The sequence below is a fragment of the Kitasatospora sp. NPDC002965 genome, from assembly GCF_040611255.1.
GTDB lineage: Bacteria > Actinomycetota > Actinomycetes > Streptomycetales > Streptomycetaceae > Kitasatospora.
This window is the reverse complement of sequence record NZ_JBEXNT010000084.1, coordinates 18,088-39,161: the sequence shown is the minus strand read 5'-3', so window position 1 is coordinate 39,161 and position 21,074 is coordinate 18,088. Positions and strand designations below refer to the sequence as shown.

General features: G+C 73.4%; 20 protein-coding genes and 2 pseudogenes. 12 read left to right on the top strand and 10 right to left on the bottom strand.

Annotated elements, in window-relative coordinates; translation table 11 throughout:
- Positions 1-702 precede the first annotated feature (702 nt).
- Entirely contained in the window at positions 703-921 is a 219-nt protein-coding gene (locus ABZY91_RS27595) for a cold-shock protein (RefSeq protein WP_355405681.1), read from the top strand.
- A 232-nt stretch (positions 922-1,153) separates the two neighbouring features.
- On the top strand, positions 1,154-1,501 hold the full coding sequence (locus ABZY91_RS27590) for an STAS domain-containing protein (RefSeq protein ID WP_355405677.1): 348 nt from the start codon (positions 1,154-1,156) through the stop codon (positions 1,499-1,501).
- 39 nt (positions 1,502-1,540) lie between these two features.
- Here ABZY91_RS27590 and ABZY91_RS27585 read toward each other — a convergent pair whose 3' ends face one another.
- The gene (locus tag ABZY91_RS27585; RefSeq protein ID WP_355405676.1) at positions 1,541-2,509 is read right to left on the bottom strand and encodes an AraC family transcriptional regulator; all 969 of its coding nucleotides are present in this window, start codon (positions 2,507-2,509) and stop codon (positions 1,541-1,543) included.
- A gap of 298 nt (positions 2,510-2,807) precedes the next feature.
- Between ABZY91_RS27585 and ABZY91_RS27580 the strand changes: the two genes are divergently transcribed.
- Positions 2,808-3,344: a DUF6480 family protein gene (locus ABZY91_RS27580; protein ID WP_355405675.1), complete on the top strand. Its 537-nt coding sequence runs from the start codon at positions 2,808-2,810 to the stop codon at positions 3,342-3,344.
- A 59-nt stretch (positions 3,345-3,403) separates the two neighbouring features.
- Here the strand turns inward: ABZY91_RS27580 and ABZY91_RS27575 are convergent, their stop codons facing one another.
- Positions 3,404-3,793, bottom strand: a complete 390-nt coding sequence (locus ABZY91_RS27575; RefSeq protein WP_355405674.1) for a hypothetical protein — start codon at positions 3,791-3,793, stop codon at positions 3,404-3,406.
- A 307-nt stretch (positions 3,794-4,100) separates the two neighbouring features.
- On the opposite strand from ABZY91_RS27575, the gene ABZY91_RS27570 reads away from it, so the two are divergent.
- Positions 4,101-4,781: a hypothetical protein gene (locus tag ABZY91_RS27570; RefSeq protein WP_355405673.1), complete on the top strand. Its 681-nt coding sequence runs from the start codon at positions 4,101-4,103 to the stop codon at positions 4,779-4,781.
- Positions 4,782-4,961: 180 nt separating this feature from the next.
- On the opposite strand, the gene ABZY91_RS27565 is transcribed toward ABZY91_RS27570, so the two are convergent.
- On the bottom strand, positions 4,962-5,339 hold the full coding sequence (locus ABZY91_RS27565; RefSeq protein WP_329883823.1) for a cupin domain-containing protein: 378 nt from the start codon (positions 5,337-5,339) through the stop codon (positions 4,962-4,964).
- A 358-nt stretch (positions 5,340-5,697) separates the two neighbouring features.
- Here ABZY91_RS27565 and ABZY91_RS27560 point away from each other — a divergent pair, with 358 nt between their 5' ends.
- The 4 genes and pseudogenes from ABZY91_RS27560 to ABZY91_RS27545 form a co-directional block, all read left to right on the top strand.
- Entirely contained in the window at positions 5,698-6,594 is an 897-nt protein-coding gene (locus ABZY91_RS27560; RefSeq protein ID WP_355405680.1) for an RNA polymerase sigma-70 factor, read from the top strand.
- Between the two features lie 204 nt (positions 6,595-6,798).
- Positions 6,799-7,545 (top strand): SDR family oxidoreductase, encoded by a 747-nt coding sequence (locus ABZY91_RS27555; protein ID WP_355405672.1) that lies wholly within the window; start codon positions 6,799-6,801, stop codon positions 7,543-7,545.
- Between the two features lie 260 nt (positions 7,546-7,805).
- Complete coding sequence (locus tag ABZY91_RS27550; RefSeq protein WP_355405671.1) at positions 7,806-8,156, top strand: CU044_2847 family protein; 351 nt, start codon at positions 7,806-7,808, stop codon at positions 8,154-8,156.
- A 9-nt stretch (positions 8,157-8,165) separates the two neighbouring features.
- Positions 8,166-9,938, top strand: a pseudogene (locus ABZY91_RS27545) (trypsin-like peptidase domain-containing protein); the annotation flags it as partial.
- Between the two features lie 2,333 nt (positions 9,939-12,271).
- Here ABZY91_RS27545 and ABZY91_RS27540 read toward each other — a convergent pair.
- A pseudogene (locus tag ABZY91_RS27540) lies at positions 12,272-12,754 on the bottom strand (helix-turn-helix domain-containing protein); the annotation flags it as partial.
- Here ABZY91_RS27540 and ABZY91_RS27535 point away from each other — a divergent pair.
- Positions 12,635-13,132 carry an alpha/beta fold hydrolase gene (locus ABZY91_RS27535; RefSeq protein WP_355405679.1) on the top strand — a complete coding sequence of 166 codons (498 nt, stop codon included), beginning with the start codon at positions 12,635-12,637 and terminating at the stop codon, positions 13,130-13,132. The pseudogene ABZY91_RS27540 and the gene ABZY91_RS27535 overlap by 120 nt on opposite strands.
- Positions 13,133-13,208: 76 nt before the next feature.
- Here ABZY91_RS27535 and ABZY91_RS27530 read toward each other — a convergent pair whose 3' ends face one another.
- Positions 13,209-14,183, bottom strand: a complete 975-nt coding sequence (locus ABZY91_RS27530) for an ankyrin repeat domain-containing protein (RefSeq protein WP_355405670.1) — start codon at positions 14,181-14,183, stop codon at positions 13,209-13,211.
- 552 nt (positions 14,184-14,735) lie between these two features.
- Here ABZY91_RS27530 and ABZY91_RS27525 point away from each other — a divergent pair.
- Together ABZY91_RS27525 and ABZY91_RS27520 are read left to right on the top strand one after the other, a co-directional pair.
- Complete coding sequence (locus ABZY91_RS27525; RefSeq protein WP_355405669.1) at positions 14,736-15,992, top strand: GNAT family N-acetyltransferase; 1,257 nt, start codon at positions 14,736-14,738, stop codon at positions 15,990-15,992.
- Between the two features lie 175 nt (positions 15,993-16,167).
- Complete coding sequence (locus ABZY91_RS27520) at positions 16,168-16,728, top strand: hypothetical protein (RefSeq protein ID WP_355405668.1); 561 nt, start codon at positions 16,168-16,170, stop codon at positions 16,726-16,728.
- A gap of 85 nt (positions 16,729-16,813) precedes the next feature.
- Here ABZY91_RS27520 and ABZY91_RS27515 read toward each other — a convergent pair whose 3' ends face one another.
- On the bottom strand, positions 16,814-17,212 hold the full coding sequence (locus tag ABZY91_RS27515; protein WP_355405667.1) for a VOC family protein: 399 nt from the start codon (positions 17,210-17,212) through the stop codon (positions 16,814-16,816).
- Positions 17,213-17,303: 91 nt separating this feature from the next.
- On the opposite strand from ABZY91_RS27515, the gene ABZY91_RS27510 reads away from it, so the two are divergent.
- Positions 17,304-18,305 carry a WYL domain-containing protein gene (locus tag ABZY91_RS27510; RefSeq protein ID WP_355405666.1) on the top strand — a complete coding sequence of 334 codons (1,002 nt, stop codon included), beginning with the start codon at positions 17,304-17,306 and terminating at the stop codon, positions 18,303-18,305.
- Positions 18,306-18,358: 53 nt separating this feature from the next.
- Here ABZY91_RS27510 and ABZY91_RS27505 read toward each other — a convergent pair whose 3' ends face one another.
- From ABZY91_RS27505 to ABZY91_RS27490, 4 genes are all read right to left on the bottom strand, one after another.
- The gene (locus ABZY91_RS27505) at positions 18,359-18,814 is read right to left on the bottom strand and encodes an SRPBCC family protein (RefSeq protein WP_355405665.1); all 456 of its coding nucleotides are present in this window, start codon (positions 18,812-18,814) and stop codon (positions 18,359-18,361) included.
- A 175-nt stretch (positions 18,815-18,989) separates the two neighbouring features.
- Positions 18,990-19,988: a tyrosinase family protein gene (locus tag ABZY91_RS27500; protein WP_355405664.1), complete on the bottom strand. Its 999-nt coding sequence runs from the start codon at positions 19,986-19,988 to the stop codon at positions 18,990-18,992.
- 1 nt (position 19,989) lies between these two features.
- A complete protein-coding gene (locus ABZY91_RS27495; protein WP_329950232.1) occupies positions 19,990-20,325 on the bottom strand; it encodes a hypothetical protein in 336 nt (111 codons plus the stop codon).
- Between the two features lie 211 nt (positions 20,326-20,536).
- Positions 20,537-20,941, bottom strand: coding sequence for a nuclear transport factor 2 family protein (locus ABZY91_RS27490; RefSeq protein WP_355405663.1), 405 nt, complete (start codon positions 20,939-20,941; stop codon positions 20,537-20,539).
- Between the last annotated feature and the right edge of the window lie 133 nt (positions 20,942-21,074).

Genomic DNA, 21,074 nt, shown 5'->3' with positions numbered 1-21,074 from the left:
GCCGGGCGTGGTGCCCCCGGCTGTTTCGCCCCCCCCCCCCTGCGGGGGGGCGCCCCCGCCCGCCCCGCCCCCCCCGCCTCGCGGCCCGTGCGGGCCGCGTGGGACCGGGCCCCTTACCCGGTGCCTCCGCAGCCGTGCCCCATCGTAGGGAGCAGGCCCTCCACGGCCGCCACCACGCCGCTGTTCGCGGTGGGGTGGCGGCCGGCGCCGTGCGCGGGTCCTCACGGCCACCCGCTGAGCGCCCGCGTTCGAGCCGGTCCGTCCACGGCGTCCCCGGAACGGCGGACTCGGATCGCGCCGTCCCTGCCCCGACCTGCCCGCGCCGCAGCCTGGCCGGCGTGCTTCGACGGGGGCCACCGCGCGGCGCCACGCGATCGCCCCGGGTTTGCGGGGAGGAGCTCCGGCACACATGGTGAGGAAAAGATCAACTGTGCGTGAGCGCGGCCCGAGCTCGGGGACGATCCCCGCCCGGGCCCGGGCGCACCTCTCGTCAGGAGCCCCGCGATGCCCCTCCCCCTTCCCCTGCACGGCCGCGTGGCGGCCCTGGTGTGCGTGCCCGCCCTCGCCCTCGGCGCCCTGGCCGCGGCCGGCTCCCCGGCCCGGGCGGACACCGCACCGACGGCGTCCGCCCAGGCCGTGTCGGGCCCGGCCGCGTCCGGAGAGGCCGCGTCCGACCAGGCCGTACGGAGTCGGCGCGCGCTGATCAACTTCGGCACCGTGAAGTGGTTCAACGCCGACAAGGGCTACGGGTTCATCACCCCGGACGTCCCCGGCCCGGACGTCCCCGGCCCGGACGTCCTCGTCCACGCCTCCGCCATCGTCACTCTCGGGTACCCGACCCTGGACGAGGGCGACCGCGTCGAGTACCAGGTCAGGCAGACCCCCAAGGGCCCGCAGGCCGTCCTCGTCATCCCCCTCTGAACCCTCCGCACGCCGCGACGCCCGGCCCCGGGCCGCGGAGCCGGGTGCGCCGGATGCGCCGGATGCGCCGGGATACCTCGACGGCACCCGCACCCACCGGACGCAGCGGCCCCGGTTTCGTTTTCCGGCCGGTCCCGGGGCCGGCCGGCTTCGTTCCCGGTGCTGCGAGGAGCGTCGGGGCACGGCACAGTGGGGCGGAGCAAGCGTCGGCCGTGTTCAGGAAAAGGCAGCAGTGGAATCCGGACTTCGCATCACCCGCCGTCAAACCGCGCCCGGTGTACGGCAGGTGGCACTGGACGGGTATGCCGACATGGACACGGCCGCCGTCCTGCGCGCCGCCCTGGAGGACGAGTTCGGTGCCACCCCCTTGCCGACGACCCTCGTCGTCGACTGCGGGGAGCTGAGCTTCTGCGCGTCGGCCGGACTCAACGAACTCCTCCGAGGCCGGCTGACCGCCGCCGGCCTGGGCGTCACCTTCCAGGTGGCCTCACCTCGGGACCAGCTGCGCAGACTGCTGCGCCTGACGGAGACGAGCGCCCTCCTGGGGGTGCGGCCCGCCACCGAGCCCACGCCGTCCTGACCGGCCGCTCGCCGCGAACCGGCTCCCGGCCGCCCGCAGTCATCGTCGGCCGGTACGGTCCCCGTGGAGCGTGCGCGAGGGCGCCCGGCCGTACGCCCCGCGGTACATGTCGGCGAACCGGCCCGGGTGGGCGAACCCCCAGCGCATGGCGATCTCCGTGACGGTCGCGCCGTCGCACGGGTCCGCTGCCGCGAGGTCCGCGTGCGCCCGCTCCAGGCGGACCCGGCGCAGATGGCCGAGGGGTGTGGTCCCGGCGTGGCGACGGAACGCGTACTGCAGTGCGCGCGGGGTGACCCTGGCGGCGGTCGCGATGTCGGCGAGCGTGAGGTCGCGGTGGGCGTTGTCGTCGATGAACGCGACCGCCCGTCGGAGCGTGCCGCTGCCGGCGTCGCGGGTGTCGACGCGAGCGGGCGCGGTCCTGGCGGTGTGGGGCAGCGCGGACAGCACGGCCGCGGCCAGGTGGTGCGCCGCGGTGGAGACGACCAGGGCACCCGGCGAGGACCCCGCATCGTTCAGCACGGCGTCCCGCAGGTAGGCGACCGCGGCGGTGAGCCGGTCGTTCCCGTCAGCGGTGGTCGCCCTGGGGGCCGTCAGCCTCACCGGCCCCGGACCGGCCGTCCCGCCGGCGACGGCCATCCGGTCCAGCAGGACGGTGTCGAACATCGCGATGGTGTAGCGCGCCGACCGCACCTCTCCCCGGTACGGGAGGTCGGGCTGGGCAAGGAGAAACGTCTCCCCCGGGCCGAATACCGTCTCGCGGCCACCGGTCCGGTCCACGAGCGTACCGGCGTGCATGCTGATCAGGCAGACCTTTCCGAGGCTGCCGGCGTCGTACCGCATGTCGTAGCCGAGCACGAGGCGGTCCACGCTCAGCGACCCCACCGCTCGCCGGCTGATCCGCACCCGGGCGTCGCTCACCGGCCCCCCGATCCGCATCGGCGTGTACGCGGATGAGAGGAAGGCTTCCGTAGCGTCCAGGTTGCCACTGCGAAAGTCCAAGCTGTCCATGCGCCCACTCTCTCGCACCCACCGCGTCCGGGTGAAGTACACGCTACGCCCGCTCCGGCAGGGTACGGCCCGAACCCGGCGGGGCACCTCCGGGGCCCCCGGCGGAAGCTACGGGGCGGACGCGCAGATCAGCGCCCTCGTCGGCGGCGACGGCGCACCCGGACTGCCCGGGCACCCGGGCGGTCCGGCGGTCCGGCGGCGGCAGAACTCCCCCCCGCGCGATTGGTTCGCACACATTCGGGTAGACGTGCCGGGTGACGTGGACGGCGCAGCCCGCCCACGGGACGGGAGGCCGATCATGGCGACAGCAGGTTCGCAGACGCCCCGGGGTTCGCGGACGCCCGGGAGCCTGGAGCGACCCGATCTGCACGCGAGGGCCGCGGCCCTGGGATGGTCGGTGGAGGACGCCGCTCCACGACCACGGAGGACCCTCCGGTTCGCGCGGTCCGGCCTCGCCGTGGAGTCGTTCTTCTCGGACGACGGTAGATTCCTCTTCACCCGTGTCCACGGGCCTGCCGGGCCGGGCGAGGAACTCGACCTCCTGTCGACACTCGACTTCCTGGAGCGCCACGGGACCGGGGCCGACGGCGGACGGGTCCGGGGCGGAGCCGCTTCCGCCGCGGCCGCCGCACGGTCGGGCGACGACACCGCCCGACCCGCCGTCGGCCCGACTCCCCAGGAGACGCCGCCCGCGGAGAGCAGCACCACCGCCGGCATCTCCACCCCGGAGCCTCCGGAGTTGCGCCGGGCGTGGGGCCCGTGGCCGATCATGGTGGTCGCGGTCTTCGTGGTTTGCGTCGTGCTCTTCTTCGTCGCCCGGATCGCGGGTTGGTGAGGAGGGCGTGTGGCTCCGGTCGCGCACCGCCCGGGGCGCCGGAGCGGCCTGATGCGGCGTCAGCCCCGAACGGTGTACGAGGTCTTCTCCGCCAGGGTGCCGTTGCGGAAGCAGAACCGGAAGACGATCACGTCGTCGTTCCGCTCTGCGGATTCCGTGGAGAGCAGGCGCAGGCACCCGGAACCCTCGGGCACGGCCGGTTCGCCCCTGCTCAGGTCCTCGGCGAGGATCCTGGTGAAAAAGCTGTCGCCGTCCGGAAGTTCGCGGCGGACGTCCGCCTCCGGGGTGCCGACCTGGACGGCGTCGTACTCCTTCCCCTCGATGAAACCGTCGCGGTAGTTGCTGTAGAGCAGCCAGCCTCCGAGGGCGAGGAGAACGAGGAGGAGCACCCCGATCACCCCACAGCCGATCAGGCAGCCGTTGCGTCGTTTGGTCGTCGTTTCGTGCATGGGGACCACTGTCGCGAGGGGTCGGGGCGAGGGGCTGTCTCCGAAAGTCTCGCGTGTGATCGACTTCCGGTGCGATTTTCCGGCCTCCGACGACCAGCCGGCCGGTCGGCACCTGCGGGCGCGGAGCATCCGGGCCGGGGGTGGCCGCCGGACATCACGAAACCGGAGGTGCCGGCCCGCCCTCCACGGCAGACTGGACACCCTGGCGTCGGAGCCTCTCGGCGGCCCCTGGGACGTCCCGGCACCGGGTTCCACCGACCGACTTCGACTCCGCCGATACCGATACCGATGCCGAGGAGTCGTGATCGTGGAGAAGTTCGTTCCGAGGTTCCAGGGCGCGCCGTGGCCCGACGGCGCCCGCGTCCTGCACGTCTACGCCGTCCCGGACGTGTGGAGCAACGGCCCGCTGGCCCGCCTGGTCGGCGCGTGCCGGAGCGAGATGAGCTCCTACCCGATCACCCCGATCGGTGACGACACGCTGCACTGCACCGTCGAGATGATCGCCGACACCACCGCGGACAGGATCACGGCCGACGAGCGCGACGACCTCGTCGCCGCCCTGCACAGGCACGTGGCCGCCACGGGCCCGCTGGAGGTCACCGCCGGCTCCCCGATCGCCAACCGCTTCGGCGCGTTCCTGGACCTGTCCCCCGACGACGGACTCGTCGAGCTGCGCGAGCGGGTCCGCGACGCGATCCGCGAGGTCCGCGGGCCCGGCGCACTGCTCCACAACGGCGGCCGCCACCACATCTCGCTCGGCTACGCCTGGGCCGAGGCGTCCTCCGACGCGTTGCAGACGGCGCTGCGGAGCCTGGCGCCGAGCCACGCGCGCCTCCGCTTCACCGGCCTCCGCCTGCTCGACGTGCAGTTCCGCCTGTCCCCCCGGCCGGACGGCGAGTCGGCCTGGGAACTCTCCTGGGAACCGGTCGCGGACATCCCCCTCGCAGGTGGTTCCGGGGACACCCCGCCCTCGCGGGCCGCCGGCTGACTTCCGCTCGCCGGCCCGCCCCCGCGTCGACGGCTCCCCCCTCCGCCACGGCGACGGCGAACCGTCGGGCGCGGATGCTGCCGGGACTCGCGCAGCGCCGGCCCGACGACGCGCGGGGCGGTCACGGCTGGCCGACGGACCGACGGACCAGCGGGCCGACGGTCACGGCACGCCGACCGGTCAGCGGTCCCCGGTCGGCCGGGGCGCACGCAGGTGCACGCGCTTCTCCAGCTCGTCCTGGTCGACCAGTTCGAGCATGGGCTTGCCCGGCGCGCACATCATCGTCACCACGAACCGGGTCCGGGCGTCCGTCAGCGCGTTGCCGTCCTGGTAGTGGATCACGTCACCGCCCGGCTCCCAGAACGTGCCGCCGGCCTCGACCACCCGCTCGGGCTCGCCTTCGAGTTCGAAGCGGACGGCGCCTTCGACGACGTACCCGAAGGCCGGCCCCGAATGGCGGTGCGGCGGAGTGCCGGGGTCGCCGGGTGCCCACTCGATGTGGACGGTCATCGCCGAGGCCCCCTCGGGGACCGTGATCGGCGAGGCGTCCTGCAGCATCGTCGCCGCCCTCGTCCAACCCTCCGACGCGCCACCGTGGTCGGCTCCGTTCGCGTGCCCGTGCCCGTGCCCGTGCGCCGTGTCCTTGACCGTCATCGCCTCGTACCCCTCCATCGGGTCATCGTTCCGGGGGGCGCACCGTCCGGCGGAGGCCCGGCCGCCGCGCTCCCCCGGCCGTTCGACGACATTGACCGGACACTCCCCGGCGTTGTGACACGGACGTCCGCAGGTCGCGAACGACCGCTGCCCACAAAGGGTTTCAGCTCGGATCGACCCTCAGGACGATCTCTCCCGACCGCGTGCGCACCGTACTCGAACGGCTTGTACCATGAGGCCCTCACGGCTGGAAGGGACGATCATGGACGCCGGCGCCGACGCCAATTCGCTCGACCGGGCGGCGAAGGACTTCCTCGCGATACGCCCGCGACTCTTCGGCATCGTCTACCGGGTGCTCGGCAGCACGGTGGAGGCCGAGGACATCGTCCAGGAAGCATGGGTGCGGTGGCAGAACACCGACCGCGCGGACATCCTCGAACCCGCCGCGTTCCTGGCCACCGTCACCACCCGTCTGGCCATCAACTTCGCCCAGTCCGCCCGGGTCCGGCGCGAGTCGTACGTCGGTCCGTGGCTGCCCGAGCCGGTCAACACCGGCGCGGATCCCCAGGTGGGGGCCGAGCGGGCCGAGGCGCTCGAACTGGCCGTCCTCCGGCTCCTGGAGAGGCTGAACCCGGTCGAGCGGGCGGCCTACGTCCTCCGGGAGGCCTTCGACTACCCCTACCGGCAGATCGCGGACATCCTGGAGACCAGTGAGGCCAACACCCGTCAGCTGGTGAGCCGGGCGCGCAAGCACCTGGCCGCCGCACGCCGGGAGCGTGTCAGCTCCGCCGAGCACCGGCGCCTCCTGGAGGTGTTCCTCAGCGCCGCGCAGACGGGCGACCTCGCGGTGCTGGAGAAGGTGCTGGCCGCGGACGTCGTCAGCTACTCCGACGGCGGAGGAACACGCGGCGCGTCCAGGATCCCGGTCGTCGGGCGTCTCCCCGTGGCCAGGTACCTGGTGGCCTTCGCCCCGCGGTTCTGGCCCGGAACGGAACTCCGGTGGGTCGAGGCCAACGGCCGGCCTGCCGTTCTCATATCGTCGGCCGGGGCCACCACGGCCCTCCTCTGCGTGGACGTGTCCACCGAGGGGATCGAGACGATCATGTGGTTGATGAACCCGGCCAAGGTGTCGCCCTTCGTGGCGTCCCTGGACGGCTGAGGCCCCCCGGGGGGCGCGGCGCGGTCGTGGTGACCGGCCGCGCTGCGCTCCCCGGGGGGATTCCGGAGATTCACCCGGGTGCCGCGTCACAGATCAGCCGGCCGTCCGGTCTACCCGTGTGGGGCGGGACCGACCGGTGCGCGCGAGCGGCCGATCGGACCGCCCCGGACAGGTCAGAAGGATCTCCGCGAGAGGATCACCCCCATGAAGGTCGTAGTGATCGGTGGCACCGGACTCATCGGCTCGAAGCTGGTCGCCAGGCTCGGCGAACACGGCCACGAGGCGGTGGCGGCCGCGCCCAACACCGGCGTCGACACACTGACGGGCGAGGGCCTCGCCGAGGTCCTGGAGGGCGCCTCGGTCGTGGTCGACGTGTCGAACTCCCCCTCGTTCGAGGACGAGGCCGTGCTGAGGTTCTTCCGCACCTCGACCGCCAACCTCCTGAAGGCCGAGGCGAACGCCGGCGTGACCCACCACGTCGCACTGTCCGTGGTCGGCACCCGGCTGCTCCAGGAGAGCGGCTACTTCCGTGCCAAGCAGGCGCAGGAGGAGCTGATCACAGCCGGTGGGATCCCGTACTCCATCGTCCACGCGACGCAGTTCTTCGAGTTCATGAAGGGCATCGCGGATGCGGCGACCGACGGCGACACCGTGCGCCTGGCCCCCGTGAAGATCCAGCCCATCCACTCCGACGACGTGGCCGCCGCCGTGGGCCGCACGGCCGTCGGCAGCCCCGTCAACGGCATCGTGGAGGTGGCCGGACCGGAGGCGTTCCGGCTGGACGAGCTCATCCGCAAGGGGCTCGCGGACAAGGGTGACCCGCGCACGGTCGTGGCGGACCCGGCCGCCCCCTACTTCGGCGCCCGGCTTCAGGAGGCCACCCTCCTCCCGGGCCCCGACGCCCGCCTCGCGGAGACCCGCTACACCGACTGGCTCGCGCAGCAGGGCTGAGTCCGCTCAGGGTGGCCCTGTCGCGAGGGCCACCCCGGCCCGGCCACCCCGGCCCGGCTCCGACCGGGGTCGACGCGTCGGCCCCTGGTAACTGCGCGGGTGCGGGGGCGGGGCGGGAGGGCCGTCGCGGTCCGCCTCCCCGTGGTTCCGATTCGGCCATCCCCGCGCACATCGCTCGCGGTCTTGCCGCAACTCCCCATGGTCATGGGAAAGTTGCCGGGCAACCGGGAAACCGGACAACGGGGGAAGGTGGTCGGAGCATGGGTACCGAGGTACGTACGGTCGAAGTCCCGCTGGGGGACGGTACCGACGGGATGCTGCGCGTGCAGATCCGCGAGGTGGACGAGTCGCTGGCGAGGGTCGGGCGCGGCGGTGGCGCCGTCGCGCGGGCGTCGCGCTCCTTCGGGGAGATGCTGGACGGCATCCGGCCGGTCGCGGACAGCTTCGTGAGCCGGCTGGGCGGTCTCGTCCACCGGCCGGACGAGATCACGCTGGAGTTCGGGGTCTCCCTGTCGGCCGAGGCGGACATCGTGATCGCGAGCACCGCCACCGAGGCCAACTTCTCGGTGACCCTGACCTGGAACTCCCCGGCGCCGCTCGACACTCCGTAAGGGGTCGGGATGACCATCGCGAGCGGGTCCGCGAACGCGGACGCCGCGCTGGGCTCCGCCATCGTCCGCGTCACGGGCCCCGACGGAACGGTCGGCGGCGTCGGGTTCCTCGTGGCCCCGGACCTGGCCGTGACCTGTGCCCATGTCGTCGCCGACGCCCTGGGCCTGCCGCGCACGCAGGTCCGGGAGCCGCAGGGCACCCTGACCCTGGACCGGCCCCTGTCCGGCACTGCCGGCCGGGCCGCGGCGGGAGTGACGTACTGGGTCCCGTTGCGGGCCGACGGCACCGGGGACATCGCCGTCCTGCGACTGGCGGCACCGATCCGCGGCGCGACCCCACTGGCCATGGCCTCGCCTGCGAGCGTGTGGCAGCACCCCGTACGGGTGGCGGGATTCCCCGCCGTCTCCCCCGGCGGCGTGTGGCACGCCGGGCGGCTGCGCGGCGCGACCGCCGAGGGGTGGGTGCAGCTCTCGGGCGCCGACCAGCAGGGCGTCAGCGTGGACAAGGGATTCAGCGGCAGCCCCGTCTGGGACGAGCAGGCCGGGGCCGTCGTCGGGATGGTCGTGGCCGCCCAGCTCTCCGGAGCCCGGCAGAGCTTCATGATCCCCACGCAGACCCTGATCGCGGAGGTCCCGCCGCTCGCTCCCGTCCTCACCCCCGCCTCCCCCTTCCGGGGACTGGGCACCTATCAGGAGGCGGACGCCGAGGTGTACTTCGGCCGCGACGGCGAGGTGGCGGACGTGACCGCCCTCCTCGACTCCGGCCCGCGGACCTGCGTGGCCGTCGTCGGCCCCTCGGGCTGCGGGAAGTCCTCCCTGGCCCTGGCCGGAGTGGCGCCGCGGATGCGTGCGCGGGGCTACGAAGTACTCGTGGTGCGCGCCGCCGACGGGATCCCCGTACGCACCGCCCTCGCCGCGGAACTCGCCCGGCTGGCCCGGCCGGAGCTGCGCGCCGGACCGGCGGGGCCGCGGCACCTGGAGGAGTCCCTGATCCGCCACGGCCTGCCGGTCACCGCCCGGCTCGCGCTGGGCGAGCGCGCCCAACGCCTTCTCGTCGTCCTCGACCAGGCCGAGGCGGTCCTGCCCGACCCCCGGCGCGCGGACGACCTCACCGTGGGACTCCTCTTCCCCGAGCCGCGCCCCCCGGGGCTGCGCGTACTCGTCACCCTCCGGGCCGACTTCATGGAGGCGGCGCTCTCGCACCCCGTGCTGGGACCGGCCCTGGACCGGGCCGCCGTCCGGCCGCTGCTGCCGATGACCCGTGCCCAGATGTCCGAGGTGATCCTGCGGCCACTGGCCCGCATCCCCGCCTTCTCCTACGACCCCGGGCTGGTCGCCCGGATGCTCGACGACGCCGGCACCGGGCCCGGTGTCCTGCCCCTGCTGGGCTTCGTCCTGGCGCGACTGTGGGACGAACGGGCCCTGGGCCGCCTGAGGTTCACCGCGTACGAGGAGATCGGCGGGGTTCGCGGCGCCCTGGGCCGCCACGCGGAGGCCGCCTGGCGGGACGGCATCGCGGAGGTCGACCGGGAGGAGGCCCTGCGGCTGCTCACGGCCCTGGTCAGGCTGATGCCGGGAGGTGAGGCGCCGCTGCGCGGGGTGCTGAGCCGGGCCGAGGCCGGGGAGGAGCGGTGGCGGATCGCCAGCCGGCTCGCGGAGCGGCGGATCCTGGTCGTCGGCGGGGATCCGGAGCGCGGCCAGACCGTCGAACTGGCCCACGAGGCGCTCATCGGCGCCTGGCCCACCCTGGCCCACCAGGTGGCGCAGGACCGGGAGTTCCTCACCTGGCGCGCCGGCTTCCGCCACGACCTCGACCGCTGGCGCGAGCTGGACCAGGCCCGGGACCAGCTCCTGACGGGCGCGCCGCTCGACACCGCCGTCGCCCAGGTCCGGGCCCGCATGAGCGAACTCTCGATTCCCGAGCGGGAGTTCTACGAGGCAAGCCTGGCCCGGCGCACCGAAGAGGCCTCCCAGGCCCGCTGGGCCAAGTGGCGCAGGAAGGCGGTGATCTGCCTCCTGAGCGCCCTGCTGGTCGTCGCCGGCACCTTCTCCTGGATGTTCTACGGGGCCAACGGCAAGCTCGGCGAGGACCTGCGGCGGGCCGCCTCCCCGCAGCTCGCGCAACTCGCCGGCCGGCTCGACGACGTGTCGCTCACCACCTCGGCCCTGGTGAGCGCCGCCGCGTACCGCACGGACCCGGCCCCCGAGGCACAGACGGCGCTGTTCGAGCAGTACGTCCGCATGCGGCACGTCGAACAGATCGTGCTGGAGGGCAAGGGCGAGGTCCGGGACACGTTCATCAGCGAGGACGGCAAGCACGTCACCGTCGGCCTCCACTCCGGCGACCTCCTGGGGGTGGACCTCACCACCGGATCGCCGCAGCTCTCACAGATCCGAACGGGGGTCGTCCGGCTGGTCACGGCCTCGGCCGACGGCCGCACCGTCGCGACCTCCACCCCCTACGGCCTCGTCACGGCGGGCACCCGTCAGACCGACGGCAGCTGGCGGACGGTGAAGCTGCGGGACACCGAGCAGGCCCGCAACAACGCGCGGGCAGCCTCGGACATCCGCTTCGACGCCCCGGGGCAGCGGCTGCTCGCAGCCGTCCCCGGTGAAGGGGTCTCGGTGTGGGAGACGGCCACGGGATCGCGGGTCGGCGACACCCTCGTACCCCCGGCCGGCTGGAACGCCTCGCACGCCTGGTTCGGCCCGGACGGTGCCACCGTCATCGGCCGGATCGTCCCGGAGGGCGCAGCCGCCGGCGCGAACGGCAAGCTGGTGCGCTGGCAGCTGTCCGGCGGCCTCCGGGACGAGGAGACCTGGGGCAGCCAGGAAGTCGGGCAGGTCACGGTCAGCGCGGACGGCTCCACCCTCGTGCGGTGCACCGCCAACGGAGTCCTCCAGGCCTGGGACCTGACCGGGCAGCCGAGGGTGAAGAAGCAGTACAGCACCAGCCAACTGGGCCTGGTCTGCCCGCTGTACGTGCCCCGGCTCGACCGGACGGGACGCTTCCTGCTCAACCCCGCGCAGCGGTTCGGGGCCGGCCTGGGCCGGTACCGGTTCCTGGTGCTGGACCTCCAGGAGGGACTGCCCGCCACGCTCGATCTGCCCGCCCCCGCACAGCAGGACGAGTTCGTCGCGGGCTCGACCACGCTGCCGGCCGTGAGCCTCGCCGGTCCCCCCGACGCGATGAGGGTCGCGGTCAGCGCGGGCGGCACCGTCGTCGTCGCCCGGGTGCCCGCGCCCACCGGCTTCGACAGTGCCATGCTCACGAGCCTGATCCGCACCGTCGACGTGGACCACGACCGAATCGCCAGTGTCGACGCGGACGGCAGGACCCTGCGCCTGTGGGACCTGAAGACGCGCCGCCAGCTCGCGGCCCTGCACCCCTCCGCCCCACTCGCGCGCAGCTACCCGATGTTCAGCCCCGACGGCAGGCGGCTGCTGACCGTCACGACCGACGGCCTCGGCGTCCTCGTCTGGGATCTGCGGCCGCCCGGCACCGACCCCGGCACCGAACTCGCCGAGGTGCGCCGCCTGGTGCTGCCCGCTCCCCCGGGGATCGATCCGGCGGGCGTCGATCCCCGCACGGGCCGGACCCCGGCCTGGGTCAACGTCTGGTTCGACGGCGACGACCACGCCGTGGTCTCGGCCGTCTCCTACGTGTCCCGTTGGGACCTCCGGTCCGGCGCGCAGGCCGGGAAGCCGTACCGGCCGTCGGTCCAGGAGCCGGTCGACCTGTCGGCCGCGGCCTCCACCGTCTTCGGTGTGGCCCGCGCCGGTCACAACCAGGCGGCCGTCCGCTCGGGGGGAGACGAGATCCAGATCTGGGACTTCAAGGAGGGCAAGGTCGTCGAGAGCTTCGACTCCGAGAAGGGCACGCCCCGGCAGATGACCTTCGACCAGACGGGCCGGCTGCTGGCCGTGGTCACCACCGACGAGGTCCTCAGGATCCGCGACATGGACAAGCACACGTGGCGGACACTGGCCTACCAAGGCGTTCAGTGGCTCAACGGCTTCCCCACCCCGTCCCGGCTGAGCACCGTGGCCACGGCCAACTCCTTCACCTTCTGGGACGTGGGCAAGGGCACGGAGCTGTACCACTTCTCCCCCGGCTACGGGGCGACGGGCGACTGGTCGGCGGACGGCAGCCGGCTCGCCTGGTCCGAGGGCTCGTCCGTGGAGGTGCTGCCGCTGGACCCGGAGACCTGGCGCCGACGCGCGTGCGACCTCGCCGCCCGCGAACTGTCCGAGGCCGAACGCGGACTCCTCCCGCCGGGCAGCCGACCCGACGCCTGCACGGCACCGGAGAAGTGACCCCCGCGTCCCGTCGGGACACCGGCCGGGCCCGGGGGATCCGTCGCGCTCCCCACACGGGCGCTACACGGCCGGCCAGGCGCGGTCGTCCACCGTGAGGACGGCTCGCCCGACACGGCGGCCGGGGTCGTGCCGGTGAACTCCATGACGTCCCGATGGAGGTGGGACTGGTCGTAGTAGCCGGCGTCCGCCGCGACGCGGGCCACGGCTCCCCCGGCGACCAGGCGGTGCACGGCGTGGTCGAAGCGGACCAGTTTCGCGACGCTCTTCGGCGGAAGGCCGACGTGCGCGTGGAACCGGGACCACAGACGCTTGCGGCTCCACCCGAGTTCGTCCGCCAGGACCTCGTCGACGAGCTGCGCGGCATGACGTTTCGGGCGGTCGCCGCGGCCATGCAGGCGTCCACCGCCTATCTGGACCGGCAGGCGCTCCCGGACCGGCTGACGGCCCTCGGCAAGCCGCTGCAGGTGATCTTCGGCGACCAGGACCGCCGATGGCGTCCCTCGTCCGCCGCCGACTACCTCGTCGTCCCTGGCGCGCGAGTCGACCTGCTGCCGGGCGCCGGGCACGCCCCCATCCTGGAGGATCCACCGGGGACCGCCGCGCTGCTCCTCTCCTTCGCCGCGCTCCACGCCGACCCGACACCCAGGGCCACCTGACCGCCGGGGCGCACGGGGAGCCACCGCAGTCGTCCGGCCTCGTGACGCTCGACGGGGGCGCCACCGAAGGCCGGGATCAGCCCCTGCGGTCGGAGCGGAGTTCCCAGTAGTCGAGGTCGGGCAATCGGATCCAGGTGTCGGCGGGGCCGGTGACGGCGCGGGCATCGGTGGGCCGCAGTCCGGCGAAGGCGCAGGCCTGGGCGACGGCGTGGCCGTGGTAGAGGTATCCGGTGAGGACGTCCTCGCGGCTGTCGTCGAGGTGGGGGCCGCCACCGGGGTGGAGGCCGTGGGCCCCGTTCGTGCCGTTGCGGGCGATGCGGCCCTGGTTGCCACTCTTGGCGTTGGCGTAGAGGCCGTAGCCTCTGGTGCCCACAGTCAGGCGGGCCATGGCGACCGGGGTTGAGGGGGTGTAGCCCCAGGGCTGGGTGACGACGCATCCGCCGGGCACGGTCGTGACGCCGGCGACGAGCATCCTCTCGCTCGCGTCGACCTCGTACGGGTTGTCGAGGAAGTCCTCCGCGGTCTCCTCGTCCACCGGTGTCGCGTCCAGACGGCGGATCGCCTCGGCCGCGTCGATGCCGGCGACGCAGGCGAGGCCGGTGCCTTCGAAGTGGAAGCGGCCCAGCGCCTCGACGAGTTGCCGACCGTACCGGGCGGTGACCTGCTCGGCAGCGGTCGGGCCGGGTTGTCCGTCGGGAACGGGGAAGGGGAACAGGTCGGGGACCGGGCCGGCCAGGGCCAGCCCGCCGGGCGACCAACCGCCGAGTTGGGGCAGCCAGGGATCGGCACCGGCCGCGACGAGGGCCCGGGCATTGTCCGGCCTGCCGGCCACGACGGCCTCCCACAGTGCCGTCGTCCCGTTCCACAGCGTGTTCACGTCCGAGACGCGGCCCGCCAGTTCGGCCACCACCTCGGGCGAGCCCACCGTCGCCGCCCGGTGCAGGGGCCGGAATTCGCCCCACGTATCCGGGTCGGCTCCCGCATCGAGCCGCGCACGAATGTCACCGAGGTGCCCCCAGCTGTCCCAGGTCGCACCGGTCCAACCCGTCATCCTGCTCACCTGCCCCCTCCGGTACCGAAGCGAGCGCCCGCAGCCCGCGTGCGATCGTCCACAGACGATCGCACGCGGGTCCGACAGCCGCCCGGCCTGCCCCGAGCCGGGCGCAGGCCGGGCCTCCCGCTCCCCTCGTGCCGCCGGCCTCGGTCGGTGCCGGAGGTGGAACCTGGAGGCCGCGCCGGCCACGGAAGACAGCGGGGCACGACAGCGAGCTCCTCGGTCGCCCCCCGGCTTGCTCGGTGGGCTGCCCGGACCGACGGGACTGCCCGTCACCACCTCACCGAGAGTGCCCGCCGGTGGTGGGAGGATCTCGACTCCGGTACCCGGATGTTCACTTGGTGGTCCGGCTCCGAAGGAGCACGACAAGCCGCGTGCGCGGAGCTGAAGGTCTGGCTGACCGCTCGGACTCCCTCCGTTGGACGCTAGATGATATGACCAGCCCCGGGGCAGGCCGTAATTCGCTTGCCCCGGCGGTGGATAGGCGCTGCACTGTGGCCGGGCACCACGGCTCGTGGTGCCCGGTATCCCGGGGAGGCGGCGGCAGCGATGGAGATTCGTTCCACGAGCGACAAGGACCTTGACGTCTTCGTCGACACGGTCCATGCCGCGTTCGGGCGCTTCCCGGAGACCCCGGTCGAGGGCGGCGGGCTCTGGTGGTCGGCGATCGACATGGACCGCTGCCTGCTCGCCCTGGCGGAGGACGGGCGGCCCGTCGGCACGGCCGCCACGCACGCCTTCGAACTCACCCTGCCCGGTTCGCACCTCGTCCCGGTCGCCGGTGTGACCGCGGTCGGCGTCCTGCCCTCGCACCGGCGCCAGGGCGTGCTCGGCGCGATGATGCGGCATCAGCTCGCCGGGTTGCGGGCAGGCGGGGAGTTCCTCTCGGTCCTGCTGGCCTCCGAGGCCCCGATCTACGGCAGGTTCGGCTACGGGCCGGCCACCTACACGCAGCGGCTGACGGTGCCGCGCCACCGGGCCGCCCTCGCGCTCCCCCGGGCGCACGGACGGGCCGACGCGCCGGCGAACACCGCGGGTACCACCTCGGGCACCGCCCCGGACACCGGCACGGTCGAGCTCCTGCGGCGCGCCGAGTGCGGCGGCATCCTGGAGGAGGTCTACGACCGGTACCGCCGCGCCCAGCCCGGCGCGCTGTCCCGGCCGCACCGCTGGTGGGCCCTGCGCGCGGGCCAGCCCCCGGTCTCGGCGGCGCCGCGCCACGTCGCCGTCCACCGGAACGCCGACGGCGTCGCGGACGGGTACGCCAGCTACGCGCTCGGCGAGCCCGACACCTTGACGGTCGACGAGACCGTCGCCACCGATGACGCCGCCCACACGGCCCTGGCCCGGTTCGTGCTCGGGCACGACCTCGTCACCCAGGTCGTGTTCAAGCACTTCCCTCCCGAGCACCCGCTGCGCTGGCAGCTTGCCGACTTCCGCGCCGGCCAGGTGAGCGGCGACACCGACTGGCTCTGGGTGCGGCTGCTGGACGTCCCGCGTGCGCTGGCCGCGCGCGGCTGGTTCGCGGACGGCGAGCTCGTCCTCGACGTCCACGACCCGTTCCTCGGCGAGCACGGCCGCTACCTGCTGACCGCCCGGGACGGCCGGGCCGTCTGCGTCCCGACGGACCGGGAGCCCGACCTGTCCCTGGACGTGCGCGACCTGGGCTCGGTCTACCTCGGCGGCACCGCCCCGAGTACGCTCGTGCGGGCCGGACACGTCCGGGCCCACCGCCCGGACGCGGCTGCCCGTGCCGACGCCCTCTTCCGCGCCGAACGCTCCCCGCACTGCCTGCACTGGTTCTGACCGCGCTCGCCACCCCGCTCTCGCCACCCCGCGCACGGCCCGCCGGGCGGGCCACGGCCGGGCGGCCCGCCCCATCGGTTTTCCCTCACTCGGCACGGGCACCGCCGCGCCTACGGAATCATGTGCCTCCCGTACCGGGAACGCTGCAGCGCGCTCGCCCGAGGAGGACGTTCCGTTGGACGAAGGACAGCCCGGGGCCGGTCGTCGGGCCGTGCACTGGACCGCGGTCGGTGTGGTCACGGGATCGGTCAGCGCCCTGATCGGCTTGCTGGCGTGGCTGTTCCCCACGAACGGTGTCCACGTCGTCGACACGAGGCCGACGGAGGCCGCGCCCTCCTCCGCCGACCGGACAGGAGCCGCGCCCGCCCCGTCGGCACCGCCCGGCGAAAGCACGCCCACCGCCGCCCCGGCACTGCCGAGTTCGCCGTGGGCCGGTACGTGGCGCGCGACCGTGACCGACAGGACCGGCACGTACCCGATCGTCGTCACCCTGTGGGATTCCAGGATCGGCGAGACGTTCGGCAAGATCGAGTACCCCGTCCAGGGGTGCCTCGGATCCTGGACGCTCCTGGAGACCTCTCCGGACTCACGACGTGGTCACGAGACGATCAGCAGGCAGGGCGTGGCGCGCGAGTGTGCCGCGAGTGCCGACCTCCTCCTCACCCGCCAGGACGACGGATCGCTCGCCCTCACCTGGACGGGCTTCCCGGCCAGGGGCGTGCTGTACCGCGACTGATCACGAGGCGGGCCGGAGGAGAGCCGGATCCGGTGGCGGACCGGGTGCTGCGTCACCGGCGCGCCCGGTCGGCCCGCGCTCGTCCTCAGCGGGCGGACCTCTCGACGGCGGCAGGCGTGACGGGCGTGAAGAAGTTGACGAGGTTGCCGTCGGGGTCACGGATCAGGAGCGACCGGTTGCCCCAGGGCATCGTGGTCGGCCCGCTGACGAAGTCCGCCACGAAACCGGTCAGGTTCTCGTGCACGGCGTCCACGTCGTCGACGAGGAACTCCAGGATGACGCTGTGGTTGTCGGCCGGGCGGGCGGAGCCGGGCGCGAACAACGGGACCGTCCGGGTGCTGCCGATCGCGAGGGTGGCCGAGGCGAGCCGGATCTCGGCGAAGTCCTCGGTGGACCGGTCGGCGGGTGCTCCGGTGGCCCGCTCGTAGAAGTGGACGAGTCGGGCGACGCCGCCCGTGATGATGCGGGCAGAGGCGAAGTCCATGGGTTCTCTCCTGGTCGGTCGGTGCTTCCGAACGCACGCTACGACCGATACCGGGCGAAATCCGCCCGGTATGTGCGAGAGACTTCCGGACATGCCTCGCCCCATCGCCCGCGTGCTCGCCCTGCTGGAACTCCTGCAGTCGGGCGGCATCCGGACCGCGACCGAACTCGCCGACCGGCTCGACGTGGACGAGCGCACCGTCCGGCACTACGTCGGCCACCTCGTCGACCTCGACGTGCCCGTCGAGTCGGTCCGCGGGCGCCACGGCGGCTACCGGCTCGCCCCCGGCTACCGCATGCCCCCGCTCATGCTGAACGACGACGAGGCGCTCGCCGTACTGCTCGGCCTGCTCGCGGGCGAGCGGGCCGGGCTCACGACCGCCACGGGCACGGCGAGCGAGACGGCCACCGCCAAGATCCGGCGGGTGCTGCCCGAACGGCTCCGCCACCGGCTCGACGCCGTGCTCGGCTCGCTCGCCTTCACTGCTCGGCCCGGCGAGGCGGCGGCCCCGGAATCCGGCGTCCTGCTGCCGGTCGCCGACGCGGTGAACCACCGCCGCCCGATCGCCGTCCGGTACACCGCCGCGGACGGTCGCCGCAGCGAACGCACGCTGCACCCCCACGGGCTCGTCGCCCACGCGGGCAGGTGGTACGTGACGGCTTCTGATCCCACGACCGGCCAGGACCGGACGTTCCGGCTGGACCGCATCACGGACGTGCGGACCCTGCCGGGCTCGTTCGAACCGCCCACCGGACCCGACCCGGCGAAACGCGTCCTGACGTCGCTCGCCACGGCCCCGTACCGGCATCGGGTGACCCTGTACGTCCAGGCCACGGCCGACCACGTGCACACCCGGCTGCCGCCCGGCATCGCGATCGTGGAGGAACTGCCGACCCCGGACGACGCGGACCGTCAGGCCGACGGCTGGTCCCGCGTCGACCTGCGCGTGGACCGGCTCGACTGGCTGCCCGCCACGCTGGCCTCGCTGGACCGGCCCTTCAGCATCGAACGCCCGGCCGAGCTCCGGGAACTCGTCGAAGCCCTGGCCGAACGGCTCGCCCGCTCCGCCCGCCGGAGCCCGCCCCGCGCGTGACCGCACCGCGCATGGCCGGCCCGCGGCGGTCCGGCATCAGGCGCTGTCCGGCGTCAGGCGCTGTCCGACGCCGGCCGGGGGCCACCCTCGACGCCGTGATCCTCTATGAACTCCTTGAAGCGACGCAGGTCTCCCCGCACCTGCCGGTCGAGCACACCCAGCTTGTCGGCGGCCTTCTCGGCCAGCCCGTTGGGCTGGAAGACCATGACCATCCTCACCCGCGTCCGGCTCGTGTCGAGCGACTCGAAGTCGACCGTGCCGGAGTGCTTCACGGTTTCGCCGGTGGTACGCCAGGCGACCCGCTCGTCCGGCGCCCGCTCGACGATCTCGGTCTCGAACTCCCGGAGCAGTCCGGCGATCCTCACCCGCCAGTAGGCACGGCGGTCGTCCAGCTGCCTGACCTCCTCCACACCCTCCATGAACTGCGGGAAGTCCTCGAACGACGCCCACTGCTCATAGACGACGCGGACCGGCACGTCCACGTCGATCGACTCCTCCACCCTGCTCATCGCCACACCTCCACACCGCCCCGCCCGGCCGGCCCGCACACGACCGCCGGACGAGGAATCCGCTGACGGCACCACTGTCCATCCTGTCCCTCCGCCGAGCGGCGGCAACCCGCCGACCCGCGGGCGAACCGGCCCCGATGCCACGGACGGACCGGGGCCGCGGAGCCGTCACCGGTCAGGGCAGGACGTCATAGGTGCAGACGGCGGAGAAGTCGAGCACGGATCCCGGCGTCGCGTGCGCCCCGAGCGGCGAGACGATCCGGTCGTCGATCCGCTCGCCCTTGAACCTGTTCGCCGGGAAGCTCATGTCCGGGGAGTAGATCCGGCCGTACCGCTTCATCCAGCCCTCCCAGATCCGGTCCACGTTGCAGTGGTGCAGGTAGAACGCGGGGTCGTTGGGGGACGTACCGAACGCCATGTCCCCGCTGATCCACACGTGGACCTGGTTGTGCATGTGGACCGGACGGACGGGATCGCTCGGGATCCAGCCTTCGAGCAGGTTGCGGAAGCCCCGCGAGGACACGTTGAAGTCGAGGGTGTCGTAGCGGGCCGCCGGCCCGCTGCCGCTCGGCGGCGCGTAGGCGAGCGTGCTCTTCACCTCGGTGCCGGTCGGCAGGGCGGGCCAGTCCACGGCGAGGAACCGGCTCAGGCCGCGGGGCGGGTCGGCCTGGACGGGCATCCCGCTGGGGTCACTCTCGATGCGGACGGCGAAGGTCGCCGGATCGGCCGGGTCGAACGCGAACCTCCCGGTGCTGACGGGGTCGCCGTCCCCGCCCAGGTAGTGCTCGGTGAAGACGGTCGCGTCGGTGGGCGAGCCGAGGTCTCCGTCGGCGGCCCAGTCCCAGTAGGGCAGCGCGAAGCCCGGCTTGTCCAGGATCTTCTGGATCTTCGCCTCCAGCAGACCGAGCATCACCCGGTGCCACGGGAGGAAGATCGGCCCGGCGTGGGCGGCGTTGCGGTCGTCGGGGTTCCCGCCCGGTGGGATCGGGGTCATCATCGTCCAGCAGTGCCAGATCACGAACTGGTCGTAGGTGTGCACGGGGACGGCCGGCCCCGGGACGCCGAGTTGCTGGGTGGTGAAGCCGCTCTCCTCCTGTTTGAGTGCGAGGACGCCCTCGATGTAGTCGTCCCGCGCGGCGGCGTCGGTGAGGATGTTCCTTCGGACGACGGACATGTCACGGGTCCTTCGGGAAGTGCCTGGGGTACTTGCGGATCAGCGTCCGGACCGTCTCCACCGCCGAGGTGAACTGGTAGGCCGGCAGGCCGTGGCAGGACAGCGAGCCGTCGTCGTGCACGTTGAGCCCGACCGCGAGCGGCCGACCGTCCACGGTGATCTCGTACGAGGTGACGATCTTGATCTTGTGGCCTTCGAACTCCACCTCGCGGACGGAGGACGCGTGGCCGTGGTGGCCCATGTGGTCGTGCGCGGGCTTGATGCTCGCGAGGTGGTTCCCGAACGTTTCCGGGTCGATGGCGGCGGCCAGGTCCGCCGAGGTGATGGTCGGATCCATGTCAGCATCCCGGGAGGTTGCGGTACGGGCGCGCGACCGGAGTGCGAGCGCCCTCTCCCTCCCACCATCCCGCCGGAACGGGAGCCGCGCAGCTCGGTCGACCGGCGGCCACGCAGCGTGGCCGCCGGGCCGGGGAACCGGGGCGACGGTGGTGCGACCGGTTGCCGTCCGTGCGCGAGCGGTCCTAGCGTCCGCGACAGGTGCGCGGGGTTCAGCGCGCGGAGCCGAGGTCCCGCTCGGCCTCGGGCCCGTCGAGGAGGAGGGTGGTCTCCTCGATGCGCCGGAAGCGCCCGCACGGGCCGTACTCGCCGAAGAGGTAGACCTCCATACGGACCTGGGTGCCATCGGTCTTGACGACGTCCACGGTGTGGCGGTCGGCGGTGAGGTTGCCGGCGTGGAACTCCTCGTGGACCTCCAGGGTGCCCGAGGCGACGACCCCGCGCAGGTGGCGGATGTGGTCGACGAAGGCGGCCCGGTCGGCCCAACTGCCGTCGGTGCGCTGGCGGTAGTCGGGGGTGAAGTGGCGGTCGACGGCGGTGTCGAGGTCGAGGCCGGGGGTCAGGAGCAGGTCGGTCAGGGCGGCGGTGATGGTGGTGTGCGAGGCGGTGACGGACATGGCGGTTCCTTCCACGGACCAGGGGTGCGTGCGTGCCGCACGCTTATGGAAGGACTGTACCCCAGAACGCGTGCGCCGCGCACGCTAGGATGGGAGGCGTGAAGGACACCCCCTCCCCCAGGCCTGCCACCAC

Bases quoted from the DNA above. Each gene is read 5' to 3' on its own strand.
- ABZY91_RS27585 (WP_355405676.1), bottom strand. From the start codon at position 2,509: ATGGACAGCTTGGACTTTCGCAGTGGCAACCTGGACGCTACGGAAGCC.
- ABZY91_RS27580 (WP_355405675.1), top strand. From the start codon at position 2,808: ATGGCGACAGCAGGTTCGCAGACGCCCCGGGGTTCGCGGACGCCCGGG.
- ABZY91_RS27575 (WP_355405674.1), bottom strand. From the start codon at position 3,793: ATGCACGAAACGACGACCAAACGACGCAACGGCTGCCTGATCGGCTGT.
- ABZY91_RS27565 (WP_329883823.1), bottom strand. From the start codon at position 5,339: ATGCTGCAGGACGCCTCGCCGATCACGGTCCCCGAGGGGGCCTCGGCG.
- ABZY91_RS27560 (WP_355405680.1), top strand. From the start codon at position 5,698: ATGGACGCCGGCGCCGACGCCAATTCGCTCGACCGGGCGGCGAAGGAC.
- ABZY91_RS27555 (WP_355405672.1), top strand. From the start codon at position 6,799: ATGAAGGTCGTAGTGATCGGTGGCACCGGACTCATCGGCTCGAAGCTG.
- ABZY91_RS27550 (WP_355405671.1), top strand. From the start codon at position 7,806: ATGGGTACCGAGGTACGTACGGTCGAAGTCCCGCTGGGGGACGGTACC.
- ABZY91_RS27530 (WP_355405670.1), bottom strand. From the start codon at position 14,183: ATGACGGGTTGGACCGGTGCGACCTGGGACAGCTGGGGGCACCTCGGT.
- ABZY91_RS27525 (WP_355405669.1), top strand. From the start codon at position 14,736: ATGGAGATTCGTTCCACGAGCGACAAGGACCTTGACGTCTTCGTCGAC.
- ABZY91_RS27515 (WP_355405667.1), bottom strand. From the start codon at position 17,212: ATGGACTTCGCCTCTGCCCGCATCATCACGGGCGGCGTCGCCCGACTC.
- ABZY91_RS27510 (WP_355405666.1), top strand. From the start codon at position 17,304: ATGCCTCGCCCCATCGCCCGCGTGCTCGCCCTGCTGGAACTCCTGCAG.
- ABZY91_RS27505 (WP_355405665.1), bottom strand. From the start codon at position 18,814: ATGAGCAGGGTGGAGGAGTCGATCGACGTGGACGTGCCGGTCCGCGTC.
- ABZY91_RS27500 (WP_355405664.1), bottom strand. From the start codon at position 19,988: ATGTCCGTCGTCCGAAGGAACATCCTCACCGACGCCGCCGCGCGGGAC.
- ABZY91_RS27495 (WP_329950232.1), bottom strand. From the start codon at position 20,325: ATGGATCCGACCATCACCTCGGCGGACCTGGCCGCCGCCATCGACCCG.
- ABZY91_RS27490 (WP_355405663.1), bottom strand. From the start codon at position 20,941: ATGTCCGTCACCGCCTCGCACACCACCATCACCGCCGCCCTGACCGAC.